This window comes from Arthrobacter sp. 01T428, assembly GCF_056398685.1.
The window spans coordinates 120,974-135,921 of record NZ_JBFTPW010000011.1 but is presented as its reverse complement, the minus strand read 5'-3'; the positions used below and the strand labels follow the sequence as shown (position 1 = coordinate 135,921).

At 63.6% G+C, this 14,948-nt stretch carries 14 protein-coding genes; 6 read left to right on the top strand and 8 right to left on the bottom strand.

Annotated features, from left to right (window positions below; genetic code table 11):
• Positions 1-237: 237 nt before the first annotated feature.
• Positions 238-693, bottom strand: coding sequence for an Lrp/AsnC family transcriptional regulator (locus tag AC1DJB_RS14200; protein WP_476910548.1), 456 nt, complete (start codon positions 691-693; stop codon positions 238-240).
• Between the two features lie 103 nt (positions 694-796).
• Here AC1DJB_RS14200 and AC1DJB_RS14195 point away from each other — a divergent pair, with 103 nt between their 5' ends.
• On the top strand, positions 797-1,432 hold the full coding sequence (locus AC1DJB_RS14195; protein WP_476910547.1) for a LysE family translocator: 636 nt from the start codon (positions 797-799) through the stop codon (positions 1,430-1,432).
• Positions 1,433-1,492: 60 nt separating this feature from the next.
• Positions 1,493-1,816 (top strand): hypothetical protein, encoded by a 324-nt coding sequence (locus AC1DJB_RS14190; protein ID WP_059388708.1) that lies wholly within the window; start codon positions 1,493-1,495, stop codon positions 1,814-1,816.
• A 22-nt stretch (positions 1,817-1,838) separates the two neighbouring features.
• On the opposite strand, the gene AC1DJB_RS14185 is transcribed toward AC1DJB_RS14190, so the two are convergent.
• Positions 1,839-2,831, bottom strand: a complete 993-nt coding sequence (locus tag AC1DJB_RS14185; protein ID WP_306963582.1) for a hypothetical protein — start codon at positions 2,829-2,831, stop codon at positions 1,839-1,841.
• Between the two features lie 198 nt (positions 2,832-3,029).
• Between AC1DJB_RS14185 and AC1DJB_RS14180 the strand changes: the two genes are divergently transcribed.
• Complete coding sequence (locus AC1DJB_RS14180; protein ID WP_059388710.1) at positions 3,030-3,500, top strand: DUF4383 domain-containing protein; 471 nt, start codon at positions 3,030-3,032, stop codon at positions 3,498-3,500.
• 83 nt (positions 3,501-3,583) lie between these two features.
• On the opposite strand, the gene AC1DJB_RS14175 is transcribed toward AC1DJB_RS14180, so the two are convergent.
• The 5 genes from AC1DJB_RS14175 to AC1DJB_RS14155 form a co-directional block, all read right to left on the bottom strand.
• Positions 3,584-4,258 carry a response regulator gene (locus AC1DJB_RS14175; RefSeq protein WP_441433050.1) on the bottom strand — a complete coding sequence of 225 codons (675 nt, stop codon included), beginning with the start codon at positions 4,256-4,258 and terminating at the stop codon, positions 3,584-3,586.
• Positions 4,251-5,633, bottom strand: coding sequence for a sensor histidine kinase (locus AC1DJB_RS14170; protein WP_307053234.1), 1,383 nt, complete (start codon positions 5,631-5,633; stop codon positions 4,251-4,253). The genes AC1DJB_RS14175 and AC1DJB_RS14170 overlap by 8 nt, the downstream gene beginning before the upstream one ends.
• Positions 5,634-5,996: 363 nt before the next feature.
• Positions 5,997-7,190 carry an NAD(P)-dependent malic enzyme gene (locus AC1DJB_RS14165; protein ID WP_441433049.1) on the bottom strand — a complete coding sequence of 398 codons (1,194 nt, stop codon included), beginning with the start codon at positions 7,188-7,190 and terminating at the stop codon, positions 5,997-5,999.
• Positions 7,191-7,429: 239 nt separating this feature from the next.
• Complete coding sequence (locus AC1DJB_RS14160; RefSeq protein WP_441433048.1) at positions 7,430-8,032, bottom strand: TetR/AcrR family transcriptional regulator; 603 nt, start codon at positions 8,030-8,032, stop codon at positions 7,430-7,432.
• 121 nt (positions 8,033-8,153) lie between these two features.
• Positions 8,154-9,482 (bottom strand): MFS transporter, encoded by a 1,329-nt coding sequence (locus tag AC1DJB_RS14155; protein ID WP_441433047.1) that lies wholly within the window; start codon positions 9,480-9,482, stop codon positions 8,154-8,156.
• 163 nt (positions 9,483-9,645) lie between these two features.
• Here AC1DJB_RS14155 and rraA point away from each other — a divergent pair, with 163 nt between their 5' ends.
• The 3 genes from rraA (at position 9,646) to AC1DJB_RS14140 (ending at position 13,606) form a co-directional block, all read left to right on the top strand.
• A complete protein-coding gene (gene rraA, locus AC1DJB_RS14150; protein WP_306963591.1) occupies positions 9,646-10,128 on the top strand; it encodes a ribonuclease E activity regulator RraA in 483 nt (160 codons plus the stop codon).
• A gap of 106 nt (positions 10,129-10,234) precedes the next feature.
• On the top strand, positions 10,235-11,887 hold the full coding sequence (locus AC1DJB_RS14145) for an MDR family MFS transporter (RefSeq protein ID WP_284988974.1): 1,653 nt from the start codon (positions 10,235-10,237) through the stop codon (positions 11,885-11,887).
• 258 nt (positions 11,888-12,145) lie between these two features.
• Positions 12,146-13,606 (top strand): sugar porter family MFS transporter, encoded by a 1,461-nt coding sequence (locus tag AC1DJB_RS14140; RefSeq protein ID WP_476910546.1) that lies wholly within the window; start codon positions 12,146-12,148, stop codon positions 13,604-13,606.
• Between the two features lie 77 nt (positions 13,607-13,683).
• Here AC1DJB_RS14140 and AC1DJB_RS14135 read toward each other — a convergent pair whose 3' ends face one another.
• Positions 13,684-14,910: an MFS transporter gene (locus AC1DJB_RS14135; RefSeq protein ID WP_306963593.1), complete on the bottom strand. Its 1,227-nt coding sequence runs from the start codon at positions 14,908-14,910 to the stop codon at positions 13,684-13,686.
• Between the last annotated feature and the right edge of the window lie 38 nt (positions 14,911-14,948).

The window sequence follows — 14,948 nt, the reverse complement described above, 5'->3', positions numbered from 1 at the left end:
GACCGCGGCAAGGGACGCGGCCAGACGCGGACGACGGGCATGACGGGACACTCCGAAATACCCGCGGGAGGCAATGCCCTGCCGGGTGTCGACGCATCCGATCGCTTCCATGGAAACACTCTGCCAGGAGGCTACGACATTTTTAGGCCGGCCCCGGAACCAAGCCACCGATACCTACCGACGTTGGCTCGGCAACGAATCCCAAGGCCCCGACCGGTTCCGTCGTGGAAACCGAACTCAGACCGGCGGTCCCGCGTTCGGCTTGAGGTTCTTCATCACCAACGTCGAGTTGAGGCGCTCGACGGCGGGAAGCGCCGAGAGTTGGTCGTCGTAGAAGCGCTGGTAGGCCGGGAGATCGGCTGCGATCACGCGGAGGAGGTAGCCCGGCGAGCCGAAGAGTCTCTGGGCCTCGACGATGTTCGGAATGGCTGCCACCCGGTCTTCGAACTCCGACATCGTGGTGCGGTCAGCCTGGCGCAGGGTCACAAAGACTATCGCCTCGAATCCGAGGCCAATCGCCCCAGGATCGATGTCTGCCCTGTACCCACGGATGACCCCGGAAGCTTCGAGATCCCGCAGTCTGCGATGGCACGGAGCCACGGTCAATCCCACCTTTGCTGCGAGCGCGGTGGCAGTCATTCGGCCATCCTCTTTGAGGTGGCGCAAAATAGTTCTATCGATTCCATCAATCACGCAAGTATCTTACCGAAATCCCGGCAAGCCTGGCTAAAAATGGGAACACTTATGGGCCGATTTTCCATAAAGTTCATAGTGTAACCGCCAGCCAGGAGCCACCATGAATCCCCAGCTTTTCCTCGCCTTCGTCATTGTCGCCGTCACCTTGGCGTGCACCCCGGGCGTCGATTGGGCGTATTCGATTGCCGCTGGCCTTCGGCAGCGCAGTTTCCTCCCCGCTGTGGCCGGCCTGTGCAGCGGCTACGTGCTGCACACGGCCCTCCTGGTGGCCGGACTCGCCGCCGTTTTGACGGGCGTTCCGGGGCTTCTTGGCTGGCTGACGATCGCGGGTGCTGCGTACTTGCTCTGGCTCGGCGTGAGCACCATGCGCTCGTGGCGCGGCGCGAGCTTCACTGCGGATGACGCCGTCGGGCAGTCCCGAAACCAATTGCGCACCTTCCTGCAAGGCATGGGCACAAGCGGCATCAACCCCAAGGGCCTGCTGTTCTTCCTGGCGCTTGTGCCGCAATTCGTGAGCCCGGAGGCGTCGTTGCCGGTGCCGGTGCAGTCAGGCGTGCTGGGCCTCACGTTCGTCCTATTCGCAGGCATCATTTACACGGTGGTGGCCCTCGGCTCGCGGAAGCTGCTGCAGTCCCGGCCTTCGGCCGCGCGTGTGGTGACCCGTGCGAGCGGCATCATCATGGTGGGCCTCGGGGCTGTCCTGCTCGGCGAGCAGCTACTTCCGATGCTCCGGTGACACGGCCGCTGGGCTATCTCGCTCTGGTGTTCTTGGGCGAGGCAGCCTATGGTCGGCTTCATGTCCGATGACTTTTCAGCTCTCGTGGAGGCCTTCAAGAAGGTCGGCGTATCGAGGGCGTACGGCCCGCCCCTGCAGATCGCCGGAGAAGAACTGATTCCGGTAGCGTTGGTGTCCTTTGGATTCGGCGGAGGCAGCGATGGGGGCAATGCTGCCGGCGGCGGCGGGGGCGGGTTTGTGCTCCCCGTCGGGGTCTATGGCCGCAACGCAAGCGGACGCGTGACGTTCCAGCCGAACACCATAGTTGTCCTGGCCATGCTGCTCCCACTTGTCGGCGCCGTGGGGGTCTCCATTCGGGGAATCATTCGCACGCGTCGGGCGTAGCCGCCCCGCGTTGGCCCCTGCTTTAGTCGCCCGGCTCGCCGAAGTCCTTGTTCCACATTCGGCGTATCTCGATGTCCTTGCGAATCCCATCGACCGCATCCAGCTCGGCGTCCTCCGTCTTGCCGCGCCGGACCCGCTCAGCGACAAAGGGCCTCGGCTTGGGCGTCCTCCGCCTGACCTCAAGCTTCGAGAGGGCTCGGTCCGTGAGGGCGTCGTTCCGCAAGGCGAGGCTGGTCTTCTTCCTGCGGAGTACCTCCTCAAGCGCGGCCTGCGCCGCCTCCCGCTCCCCCAACATCCTGAGCGACTGTGCCCGAATCAGCAGCAGCGCCGCCGAGAGGTCGTCCGTGTTGCGGAGCCCCTCAGTCCAGGCGACGACGTCGGCGTGCCGCTCGAGCGCCGCCGCCGCGGTGCAGCGGGCCAAGGCGGAGGGCAACGACGGCGGCAAGCTGGCCAGGGAGTCCAGCGCTTCCGCCGTCTGGCCCGTCTCCCTGAAGCAATGCGAGAGGGCGAGGAACACGGATTCCTCGCTGAACAGCACTGAAACGTCGATCCGCTCCGCCACCTCGATCCGCGTCACCACCCTGCGAAGGTAGCTTGCGGAGAACTGGCTGGCGGCGTCGTCGATCCGGATGGACAAGCCCCGTTGCAGAAGTTCCGAGGCCCGGAGATATCCTCCGTGCTTGTACACAAGCAGCCCGGCAATCACGTAGCAGAGGCCAGCCCAGCCCGGGTAGGTACGCGCCAGGGTGATGAGCCGATCCGGTTCCGTGCTGGTGAAGACCGCGTCGTACACCGATTTGGCGGTCTTGCCAGCCAGCCGTTTGAGCCTGGGGACGTCCCCGGCGACGTCGATCCGGCCTGCGGCTTTTCCTCTCAGGACGCCCCAAATCGCACCGCCCAAGCCCTCAGCCAGTCCACCTACCGATGTGCGGACATGTCCGTTCCGGAACGGCGTGATGTCCCGGGTGTCCCCGAAAATCGCTCCGCGCACTCCGGGAACCGATGGCTCACTCACGGTTGCACTGCCATCACGGGATAAAGCGTCGCAGAATCGGGCATCACAGAACCATGCTAGCTGCGCTTGTCCCGGCCTCTCCCCTCTATTTCCGGGGTTTTCGGGAGTAAGATATCCTCGTCGGCAGGGTTTCCGACTCCTTGCCGCGATACGGCCCTCCATTTGAAGGGCCGATGGAAATCGTGATCGGGAGGAGCTATGACTACTGCTTCACACCCCGCGCAGCACCACGCGATGGGGCTGACGCTCCACAACTCAGCACTGATTTTGGGCTGGGTTTTCCTGGCTGTTGGCGTCTTGGGATTTATCCCGGGCATCACCAGCAATTACGGCGCCATGACCTTCGCAGGACATGACTCGGGCGCCATGCTTCTTGGAGTCTTCCAAGTATCCGTCCTGCACAATATTGTCCATTTGCTGTTCGGCGCAGCAGGCCTGTACTTCGCAAGGACTGGAAGGATGGCGCGCGGTTACCTCATCGGTGGCGGCGCAATCTACCTCGTCTTGTGGATCTACGGCCTGATCACCATGTCGAACATGAGCGCTGACTTCGTGCCCATGAACGCTGCGGACGACTGGCTGCACCTGGTTCTCGGTGTTGTCATGGTTGCCGTTGGGCTATGGCTTGGACGCGATGTAAGGGAGGAGTCGAAGGGCCGCGCCATGTAGCGCCCCCTCACTCTGCAGCACTCTGCAGTTGCACGACGGCGACCGTCCCTTTCGGGCGGCCGCCGCCTTTGCGTCCGGGGTGCCTACCCGAGAAGCCGATGTTCGTAGGCAAAGGCCACTAGCTGAAGCCTGGTACGCAGCCCGAGCTTGCTGAGCACAGTGCGTAGGTGGGATTTCACTGTCGCCTCGGAGACAAACAGGCTCTGCGCCATCTCGGCGTTCCCCAAGCCTTTGGCCGCCAGGAGGAACACATCCCGCTCGCGCGGCGACAACTCGTCCATCACGGCGAGGTCCGGCCCGGCGACCGGCACCGTCCTGGCCGCGTGCTGGAAGAGTTCGTGAACCGAACCGGGCGCGATCACTGAGTATCCCGAATACACGGTCCGGATGGCAGCCAGCAGAAATTCCGGTTCGGCGCTCTTGAGCAGGTATCCGCTCGCGCCCGCCTGCACGGCGTCAACCACGGCTTGGTCCCTGTTGAAGGTGGTCAGGGCAATGATCTTTGGCTTGTCCACCCCGGCCGCATCGGCTTCCTCCGTGATGCGGCGCGTGGCCTCCACTCCGTCAAGCACCGGCATCCGAAGGTCCATCAACATCACGTCCGGCCGCTGCCTGGCCGCGAGCGCCACGGCTTGTTCGCCGTCGTCGGCCTCCCAAGTCATGTCCATGTCCGCTTGGCTCTGGACGAGCATGCGGATGCCGGAGCGGAACAGTGGTTGGTCGTCCACCAAGGCCACCGTGATCGGCGTTTCAGCCACGTCCGACGCTTTCCCGCTTAGTGCCCGACGACGGCGAGGCGGCCTCGAGAGCCAGTGCCGGCTCCTGCTCCAGCCCCTCAACGGACGGAACACCCTCCTCTTCCGCTCCACCTTCCGGAAGGAGCGCTGCCGGCCGCGAACCATAGGGGATGAACACCGTCACGCGGAACTGCTCGCCGTCGGGCCCGGAACTGAGCCAGCCGCCGGCTAGGTGGGCACGCTCGCGCATTCCGGGGATGCCGCGCCCCACGCGCTCGGCGGTACCGCCGTCGTCCGTCCCCCCGATCGAAACGGACGCCGGCAATTCCGACGCGACGTGCATGGTCAGCCCGGGGCCGCTCCAGTCGAAATGAAGGCGCACGGCGGTGCCGCGTCCGCCGTGCTTGAGGGCGTTCGTCAGGCATTCCTGCACAATCCGGAATACCGCGAGTTGCTGGCCCGCGCCAAGGTCCACCGGGGTTCCGGTTTCGCTCTGCTGGACCTTGAGGCTCCCCTGGCGCATCCGCTCCACAAGAGGCCCGACGTCGGTGAGCCGGGGCTGCGGAGCCACCAGACCGTCGTCGCGCACTCCCTCAATGACGCGCTGGGCGTCCACGAGTGCGTGGCGGGCTGACACCGCGATATTCTCCAAGGCGTCGAGCACCGCTTTGGGTTGGTCCTGGCTGAGATAACGGGTGCCGTCGGCCTGCGCGGCGATCACAGCGAGCGAGTGCGCCAAGACGTCGTGAAGGTCGCGGGCGATCCGCGTGCGCTCCTGTTCCACGACGAGCTCGACCTCGGTCTCCTTGAGGTTTGCCTGGACGAGGACCTTGGACTGGAAGAGCTTGCCCCGGTCCTCATACAGAGCCAAGGCGATGCCGACGGCGGCACATCCAGCGGCGATCAAAATCAGGGTGGAGAAGAGCTGCCAGCCGTAGTAACTCAGGGCGCCCCGGTCTCCCGAATATAGTGGCCTGAACCAGCCAACGCCCTGCCCGTATCGCCACGACAACATCAAAAACGTTATGACGGCTGTGAACACGAGGTTGGCTACTCCTGCGATCGACCGCTGCCTGCGGGACCCGGTCCACAGAATGAACGCCAGCGCAATGAACGAACCGATGTAGATCGCCCAATGATTGGGCCAAGGCGCACGGATGAAATGGATCAATTGACCGAGCAAAAGGATGGCGGTCAGCCCGAGTGACACATAGGGTTTCCACACCGCCGTAGCTATAGCCAAGGTCATCAGAACGAGCATCCAGGTGCCGGGCCAATAGTTCAGCCCCGGCCACGGCCCCATCCTTCCCGCTTCCGCCACGCACCACAGCGTGAAGAAAATGACGGCCGCCGCAGGGGCGCCCCAATGCCGTACAACTTTCAGTGTCTGTTCCATGTCAGCCACCCTATCCACGGCCAAGCACGGGGGAACGCCGATTCCGCGCTCCGGGCTTCGATCTCCACCCGGAAGCCAGCGGATTCATCCTTGGAGCCAGCGCGAGACGTGAGCGAGCGTTTGGGAAAATGCCGGCATAAGTGAGCGAGCGTTTGTCGAACCCAACGCGCGCTCACATATCGGGCCTTAAACCCAGACCCCCGCTCACATATCCGGCCCACATCCCAAACGCTCGCGCACCTATCCGGCCCACATCCCAAACCATCGCTCACTTATCCCGAACGGCGGAACAAAAAGAACGACGGCGACCCTCCCCAGCACGGGAGGGTCGCCGTCGTCGGCTCGTAGGGTTAAGCGCGCGGGCTATTCAGCCGCCGCGGCGACCGCCGCGGTGACTGCAGGGGCAACCCGGGGATCCAGCGGGCTGGGCACGATGTAGTCTGCCGAGAGTTCTTCCTCGGCCAGCGCGGCGATGGCGCGGGCCGCGGCGATCTTCATGGCCGGAGTGATGCGGCGTGCGCCGGCGTCCAAGGCTCCGCGGAAAATTCCGGGGAAGGCCAGGACGTTGTTGATCTGGTTCGGGAAGTCGCTCCGGCCAGTGGCCACGACGGCGGCGTACTTGACGGCGACCTCGGGCAGGACTTCCGGGTCCGGGTTGGACAGGGCGAACACGATCGAGTTCTCGTTCATGAGCTTCAAGTGTTCCTCGGCCAGCTTGGACGAAGAAACGCCGATGAACACGTCGGCGCCCTGCAGGGCCTCCGCGGGTCCGCCGGAAAGGGCGCGGGGGTTGGTGCGCTGGGCGAAGCGGGCCTTGACGCTGCCCGAATCGGCCACCAGGTCGGCGCGCTCGGCGTTGATGATGCCCTTGGAATCCAGGAGCACAACGTCCTTGACGCCTGCGGTCAGCAGGATCTCGGAGACCGCGATGCCCGCAGCACCAGCGCCGGAAACGACAACTTTCAGTCCCTCAAGCTCACGGCCGGTCACCTTGGCGGCGTTCGTCAGGGCCGCGAGAACCACGACGGCGGTGCCGTGTTGGTCATCGTGCATGACGGGGCAGTCGAGGGCTTCGATGAGGCGCTCTTCGAGTTCGAAGCAGCGGGGTGCTGAGATGTCTTCGAGGTTCACGGCGCCGAAGCTCGGACGCAGGCGGACCAGGGTCTCGATGATTTCGTCCACGTTGGTGGTGTTGAGGACCAAGGGGATGGAGTCGAGATCACCGAAAGCCTTGAAGAGCGCGGACTTTCCTTCCATGACGGGGAGGGAGGCGCTGGGTCCGATATCGCCCAGGCCCAGGACAGCGGTCCCATCGCTGACGACCACAACGAGCCGCTCTGCCCAGGTGTGCGTGCGTGCAAGCTCCGGGTTCGCGTGGATCGCGCGGCTCACTTCGGCGACGCCGGGCGTGTAGGCAATGGAAAGGTCCCGCTTGTTCAAAAGCGGCACGGTGCTGGACACGGAGAGCTTGCCGCCCTCGTGGGCGGTGAAGATTTCCTCTTCACTCAGCGCCAGGGCAGTCAGATTCTGTTCAGGGGTGATGGTCTCGACGGACACGTCGTTGTCTCCTCAGGCTAGCCGTGAACCCACGGCACAATTCGGGCAGGTATAGAGGCTTCGGTGCCGGACCAAGGGTGGCTGGTCCGTGCGGTGAAACTCCTGCGGATATGGGCTGCTAGCCGCTTGGGTCCTGTCTTCGTAGACAGGGGCCTGATAGGAAGACTAGAGACATCCAGTCATAAACTCATACTTTTGGTCGTAGTGGTCTAGACCAATTACGGTGATTCCCCGAAAAGCTACGCGTCCGCAATCAACTTGCAGGCGTTCTTGAGGTCCTTCTCGGCGTCAAAAAGTGACAGACGGCGGCAGTTGACGGACTGGACCAGACCACTGATGACGTGGAGCAGAATCCTGGCCCTCCCGGCATCGCCGATCGCAGCCGCGACCATCTCGGCCGAAAGCGCCTCGATATCGCGCAAGAGTACGGGGATGTCACCATCGCGGGTGTCCCACGTGCGGGACAGGCAGTGTTCTACAGCGGGTTGCATGACTCGCATGTGGAAAATTTCCATCCCGAGACCGGTGAGCTCTTGCTGGCTGCACCTCGAAGATGCCGGCTTGGCGTCGTTGAGTTCGCGGAGCTGCTGCCGGTAGACGGCGAGCATCAGATGGACCGTGGACGGAAAGTAACGGTAGAGCGTCCCCAGCGGAACGTGGGCCCGAGTGGATACATCCGAGAGGCTCACAGTATCGAACTGCCGCTGGGCGAATCCCGCGGCAGTCTTGAGTATCCGGGCGTAGCGCAATAGCTGTCTCGGCGTGGTGGGAGCAGCCGCCATTTGGGGCAACCCCGCGGCCAGATCCAGCGAATACGGTTCCAAGGAGTTCGGTTCGGACATTTCCGGCGTTCTGTTGGTTTGGGCTTCGTTCGGGGAGATTGCGCGGCCCCCCATAGACCGAGCGCGTCCTGACAATGATACGGCAGCAAGTTGTCAGTTCCCTGAGAACGGATTCCCAGGTCTACGCGACGCCCTTGATCTTCACGACGAAAACCGCTCCCAGCAAGCCAATGACCGCTGCGGCCACATACAGCGAGACGTAACCACCCCAGAACACAACGAAAATCGAGGCAATCGCCGGCGCGATCACCTGCGGCAAAGAGTTGGCGATGTTGATGACCCCAAGGTCCCTGCCCCGATCCAAGGCCGCAGGCAGCACTTGGGTAATGAGGGCGAAGTCGACCGCCAGATACGCACCGAAGCCCACGCCGAGCACCACGGCACCCGCAATGGCCCCCGTCCACGTGGGTTCGAACGCGAGGATCAACGCAGCTATCGAGATGACGACGGAGGAAGCAATGACCAGCGGTTTGCGTTTGCCCATGCGGTCGCTGATGGCACCGCCCACCACGCTGGTGATGATCACCATGACGGCATAAAGGCCTGTCAGGATGAGGACGCCAAACTCCGGCTTGATCCCCTGCATTTCCTCGATATGCACGGCATCCTTGAGGAAGAAGAGCAAGTACAAAGTGACCATGTGGTTGCCGACATTGACCAGGAACCTCGTCAACCATGCCCACGCGAAGTCCGGGTATTTGACAGGCGAGATCCAAAAGCCCTTGACGAATGTCCACAGTATGAACGGTGGCCTGGCCTCGGGAGCGAGAGGCACGTCGCCATTCTTGAAAAGATAGAGCACGACGCCGGCCAGCAGCGCAGCGGCGCACACGATGTAGCCGAGGGCAAAGTTCCCCGAAACTACGGAAGCGATGACTGCGCCAACGAGAATGCCCACCGTCTGGCCCATGGCCGCAAGGCCGCCGACCGCGCCGCGTTGGGGCACAGGCACGCGGTCCGGAATAGCCGCCGTGATCGCCGCATAGGCCCCATTACAGCCGGCTTGGACGAGGCACCACAGAATAGTCATGACCGCCACGTTGGGAGCTCCCGCTAGCGCAAGCAATGCGGCGGTACCCAGGATGGCCCCGAAAAGCACCCAAGGGACTCGCCGTCCGAAGCGGGACGTGGTTCGATCGCTGAACGCTCCAAACAGGGGATTCGCGACCATAGACACCGCCGCACCACATCCCGTAACGAGCGCAAGGATGGCTTCCTTCTGGCCTTCGTCAAAGTGGATGGCCTGCTGTCCAAGCAGAACCTGGATCGGGCCGAAGAAGGCGGCGTTGATGCCAACATTGACGAGCACTACTCCGGTGACCCACAGCGAGCGGACGCGCTCCACGGGCTCGGCGAGCGCCGTCGTCGGGCCTTGCGTTCGCGAAGGATCGAGGGCAGGATCCGCCACCGGTCTTTCAGGCAATGAACCGGGCAGATCGGACAGGCTCATGACGGTACTCCCCTAGCCTCTGGACGTGTGAATTCAGCCTAGCGCCGAGGGAGCCTGCCCGGCTGTCATGAAGGCGCGTATGTGGACAACCGGCAAGCCCAGGACCCGCTATGGCTCGTCCGCACGCGTTAGGGTAACTCCAACGGACCGAGGAGGATCAACGATGAACAGCCCAGCGAACCCCATCAACACCGCCGATCTCTACGACGAGCGTGCCGAAGAAGTCGAGTCGATATCACTGCAGTTCCAGGACCTCGGCGGCATGTCCCACTTCAACGGCCCCGTTCGCACCATCAAATGCTTTGAGGACAATGCGTTGGTGAAGACCATTCTGGCAACACCGGGCGAGGGCGCCGTGCTGGTGGTGGACGGTTATGGCTCCCTGCGCACCGCCCTCATGGGGGACATGATTGCCGAAAGCGCCGTCGCGAACGGCTGGGCCGGCGTCGTGATTAATGGGGCCATCCGCGATCGCGTGGCGATCGCGAAGCTGCCTCTGGGCGTCAAAGCCCTTGGTAGCAACCCCAAGAAGAGCTCCAAAGTGGGCCGTGGCGAAGTGGACATCGCCTTGGTGATTGACGGAGTGCACATCGAACCCGGCAACCTGATCTACTGCGATCCTGACGGGATTCTGGTGGAGCGGTGACATTTTTCTCGCCAATCGGGTAGGACAGGGAATACAGGAGCCATTAGGATAGTTACTGAAAGCAACTATCCTGCTTAGTCCCCTTACATCCACCCTTGGAGAAGCAATGTCCAACGCCACGCCTGTGCGGGCCGCCGGAGAGGTCTTGACACACCGTCAGACGCTTACCGTCATGGTGGGCCTCATGCTCGGCATGTTCCTGTCCTCCCTGGACCAGACCATTGTGTCCACGTCCATTTACACGATCGCCAACGACCTGGACGGCCTGTCCCTGCAGGCGTGGGCCACTACGGCCTACCTCATCACATCCACGGTGACCACCCCGTTGTACGGCAAGCTCAGCGACATCTTCGGCCGCCGCCCGCTGTACCTCGCCGCGATCCTGATCTTCCTCGCCGGATCCCTGTACGCCGGTTCCGTGCATTCCATGACCGAGCTCGCCATCGCCCGCGGCATCCAGGGTATGGGCGCCGGCGGTCTGCTGGCCCTCGCCTTGACGATCATCGGCGACATCGTTGCCCTGAAGGATCGTGCCAAGTACCAGGGCTACTTCATGTCCGTCTTTGGCGTTTCCTCGGTGCTCGGGCCCGTGGTCGGCGGTGCCTTTGCAGGCTCGGCCAACATCCTTGGCTTCGACGGCTGGCGCTGGGTCTTCTTCATCAACCTGCCCATCGGGCTGGCCGCACTGGCTGTGGTGTTCTTCTATCTGCACCTGCCCGCGAAGCACGTCAAGCAGAAGATCGACTACTGGGGCGCGGCAGCCATCACGCTGGCAATCGTTCCGCTGCTGCTCGTGGCCGAACAAGGCCGCAGCTGGGGCTGGACCTCCGGGAACGCATGGATCTGCTACGGGCTTGGCGTCATCGGCATCATCGCCTTCCTGCTGGTTGAGCGGCGTGCCGGCGACTACGCGCTGATCCCCCTTCGGCTCTTCAGGAACATCACCTTCGGCTTGTCTTCCCTGCTGAACTTCATCATCGGCATCGGTATGTTCGGGGCCATCGCGATGCTCCCGATGTACCTGCAGCTGGTCAAGGGCCTCACCCCCACCGAGGCCGGCCTCATGATGATCACCTTCACGGTGGGCATCCTCTTCGGTTCCATTACAGCGGGACGGACCATCTCGGCGTCGGGCGTTTTCCGGATCTTCCCGATCCTCGGCACCGGCATCCTGACCGCCGCCGCAATCGTCATGGGCCTGTCCCTCGGCGTGGACACCGGCCTCTGGGTTCCCGGCCTGATCGCCGTCTTCTTCGGCATGGGCCTGGGCTTCTGCATGCAGCCGCTCACCCTGGCCATGCAGGTCTCCGTACCGCCTAAGGACATGGGCGTGGGCACGTCCACTGCAGCGTTCTTCCGTTCCATGGGCGGCGCCGTGGGTACCGCCGTGTTCATCTCGATGCTCTTCAGCCTGGCCGCCGACAAGATCGCCTCGGGCATGAAGGACGCCATGGGCAGCGCGGACTACCTCAAGGTGCTCAAGGATCCTGCGGTAGCCGCGGATCCTGCCAACGCCAAGCTGTACGACTTCTTCAAGAACGGCGCCACGAACGATTCGCTGAACGACACCAGCTGGCTGCACCACGCCAACCCGGCGCTCACCCGGCCCATCCTTGAAGGCTTCGCGCAGTCGATCGACACCGTGATGCTGACCGCCGCGGCGCTCACCGGCCTCGCGTTCCTCATCACCTTCGCTTTGCCGAACAAGAAACTCACGGATCCGAAGGCGGCAGCGAAGGAATCCGTCTCGGCCCACTAATATCTCGAATCGCGTCACGGCAGGCAGTCTTTTGGGCTGCCTGCCGTTGTCGTTTCCAGCGTTTGCGCGGTGGAGCGCCCGACGGCGGCGCGAAAGTTTGCGTGGCGTGACACGTCCGGTGTGGCTGGTGGGGTTGACTGGAAGTCACGCTGGCGGCGTGCCACACTGTGTAGCGCGAGTGCACCGGCGTCCCCGTCGGAACCAGCTGCCGACGACGACCGCGCCGCACAATCCACCACATTTCCTCAAGGGAGAGCCATGCCCAAATCCAGCTCCGACAGCCGTTCCGGCGTCCCACGCAAAGTAATTGGCCTGGCCGTTGCCGGAGCTGTGGGCGGTTTCCTCTTCGGCTTCGATTCCTCCGTGGTCAACGGCGCCGTCGACGCGATGAAGGACGAATTCATGCTGAGCGAAGCCGTCACCGGCTTCGCTGTGGCGGTCGCGCTGCTCGGCTGCGCAGCAGGGGCGTACCTCGCGGGGAAGGTGGCCGACCGCTACGGCCGCATCCCGGCCATGAAGCTTGGTGCCGCACTCTTCCTGGTCAGTTCCATCGGGACGGGCTTGGCCTTCAGCGTCTGGGACCTGGTTTTCTGGCGGCTGGTTGGCGGCCTGGGCATCGGCCTCGCGTCGGTGATCGCGCCGGCCTACATCTCGGAAATCTCCCCGCGCCAGGTCCGTGGGCGGCTCGCGTCGCTGCAGCAGCTCGCGATCACCACCGGCATTTTCGCGGCCCTGCTGTCCGACGCGGTCCTGGCCACGTCCGCGGGAAGCGCCCACCACGCGTTGTGGCTGGGAATTGAGGCCTGGCGCTGGATGTTCATCGCGTGCGCCGTGCCCGCCGCGATATACGGCCTGATCGCCTTCCGGCTGCCCGAATCCCCGCATTTCCTGGTCCTCAACGGCAAGGAAGACACCGCACGCAAAATCTTCGACACCCTGATGCCCGGCGATGACACCGAACGCCACATCCGCGAAATCCGCGACTCCATCAAGCAGGACGAGCTCTCCACCAAGAAGGGCTCCCTGCGTGGCAAGGCCTTCGGCCTGCAACCAGTTGTGTGGATCGGCATCATCCTGTCCGTGCTGCAGCAATTCGTCGGCATCAACGTGATCTTCTACTACTCCACCACCCTGTGGAAGGCAGTCGGCTTCCACGAGCAGGACTCCCTGACCATCTCGGTGGCAACGTCCGTCACCAACATCCTGGTGACGCTCGTGGCCATCGCCCTCGTGGACCGCATCGGCCGCCGGCCCATCCTGCTGGCTGGCTCGATCGGCATGGCCGTGTCCCTGGGTGCCATGGCGCTGGCCTTCTCTTCTGCCACCGGGACAGGCTCTTCGGTTTCCTTGAGCGGCGCCTGGGGTCCTGTGGCCCTCGTTGCCGCCAACGTCTTCGTGGTGAGCTTCGGCGCTTCGTGGGGACCGTTGGTGTGGGTGCTCCTGGGCGAGATCTTCCCGTCCCGCATCCGGGCCCGTGCGCTCGGCCTGGCCGCCGCAGCCCAGTGGATCGCCAACTTCGCCATCACCTTGAGCTTCCCGATCATGGCGGCCGGTTCGCTGCCGCTGACTTACGGCATGTACGCACTGTTCGCCGCGGCGTCGTTCTTCTTCGTCATGTTCAAGGTGCCAGAAACCAACGGCATGTCCCTCGAACAGGCCGACACCTTGTTCGTCCCGAAGGGCTCCAAGCCTGCGGAGCTCGCGGTCACACCCAAGTAGTCTCCACCCAACTGACTCGCAGTTGTTGTCGTTTTGAGGCTTCATAACGACAACAACTGCCAGCTAGTTGGGCCCTCCTACACGAGGTGCGGTTCGTGGGACTTCAGGAAGCGGCGGCCGCCGGCGGCCACGAGGATCGCGAACGCGAGGGCAAGGGCGGCCGCGAAGAACGGAACCTGCGGGCCGAAGTGCTCACCCAGCTGGGCCGCGACAAACGGAGCCAGCGCCCCGCCCATCCAGCGCACAAAGTTATAGCCGGCCGAAGCCACGGGACGCGGCGAATCGGAGACCTCCATGGCCAGTTCGGTGTAGAGCGTGTTGTTGATCCCCAGCAGGGCGCCCGCCACAATGACAAGCACGACGACGGCAGTCACCGAGTGCCCCGCGGCCAGTCCCAGCCCGACGAGGTCCAGCAAAAGAGCGGCGAGGGTGCCGACCAGGACGTTGGTGGTGCCGAATCGACGCTGCAGCAGGGGAGCCACGAAGACCGAGAACACGGCCACTGCTACGCCCCAACCGAAGAACACGGCACCGATACCGTAGGCGTCCATTCCAAGGATGAAGGGCGTGAAGGCAAGGATCGTGAAGAAGCCGTAGTTGTAGAACAGGGCACTGGCCGCAGTGGTGCGGAGGCCCTTGTGGCCCAGGGCAAGGAGAGGGTCACGCAAACGGGCCTTCGTTGCCGGCGTCGGGGTCTTGGGCAACAAGGCCAGCAAGGCGATGAAGGAAACGGCCATGAGGACGGCGGTGCCGAAGAACGGCGCGCGCCACTGCCAGCCGCCCAGAAGCGCGCCGAGCAACGGGCCGAGGGAAATGCCCAAGCCAAGGGCTGCTTCGTACAGGATGATCGCAGTTCCGGTTCCACCGCTCGCGACGCCGACAATCACGGCAAGCGCGGTGGCCACGAAGAGAGCGTTGCCAAGTCCCCAACCCGCGCGGAATCCGACCAGCTCACCCACGCTTCCGGACAGGCCGGAGAGCGAGGCGAACACGACAATCAGGGCAAGGCCGATCATGAGGGTCTTTTTGCCGCCGATCCGCGAAGAGACGAACCCCGTCACGAGCATCGCCACCGCAGTCACGAGGAAGTAGCTCGTGAAGAGCAACGACACTTGGCTGGGGCTGGCCTGGAGGTTCTTGGCGATGGCCGGCAGGATCGGGTCCACCAAGCCGATGCCCATGAAGGCGAAGACGGCGGCAATCGCCGTGGCCCACACAGCCTTGGGCTGCTTGAGGAACGAAGCCTTCTCGGCCTCGAGGGTTTCTTCCGCTGGCTGCAGTTGATCTGCGAGCTGGCCTTTCATGGACTGCTCTCCTAGTTTCTTGGCTTGTTCAGTACTTG

Bases quoted from the DNA above. Each gene is read 5' to 3' on its own strand.
- AC1DJB_RS14195 (WP_476910547.1), top strand. From the start codon at position 797: ATGAATCCCCAGCTTTTCCTCGCCTTCGTCATTGTCGCCGTCACCTTG.
- AC1DJB_RS14190 (WP_059388708.1), top strand. From the start codon at position 1,493: ATGTCCGATGACTTTTCAGCTCTCGTGGAGGCCTTCAAGAAGGTCGGC.
- AC1DJB_RS14180 (WP_059388710.1), top strand. From the start codon at position 3,030: ATGACTACTGCTTCACACCCCGCGCAGCACCACGCGATGGGGCTGACG.
- AC1DJB_RS14170 (WP_307053234.1), bottom strand. From the start codon at position 5,633: ATGGAACAGACACTGAAAGTTGTACGGCATTGGGGCGCCCCTGCGGCG.
- AC1DJB_RS14160 (WP_441433048.1), bottom strand. From the start codon at position 8,032: ATGTCCGAACCGAACTCCTTGGAACCGTATTCGCTGGATCTGGCCGCG.
- AC1DJB_RS14155 (WP_441433047.1), bottom strand. From the start codon at position 9,482: ATGAGCCTGTCCGATCTGCCCGGTTCATTGCCTGAAAGACCGGTGGCG.
- rraA (WP_306963591.1), top strand. From the start codon at position 9,646: ATGAACAGCCCAGCGAACCCCATCAACACCGCCGATCTCTACGACGAG.
- AC1DJB_RS14145 (WP_284988974.1), top strand. From the start codon at position 10,235: ATGTCCAACGCCACGCCTGTGCGGGCCGCCGGAGAGGTCTTGACACAC.
- AC1DJB_RS14140 (WP_476910546.1), top strand. From the start codon at position 12,146: ATGCCCAAATCCAGCTCCGACAGCCGTTCCGGCGTCCCACGCAAAGTA.
- AC1DJB_RS14135 (WP_306963593.1), bottom strand. From the start codon at position 14,910: ATGAAAGGCCAGCTCGCAGATCAACTGCAGCCAGCGGAAGAAACCCTC.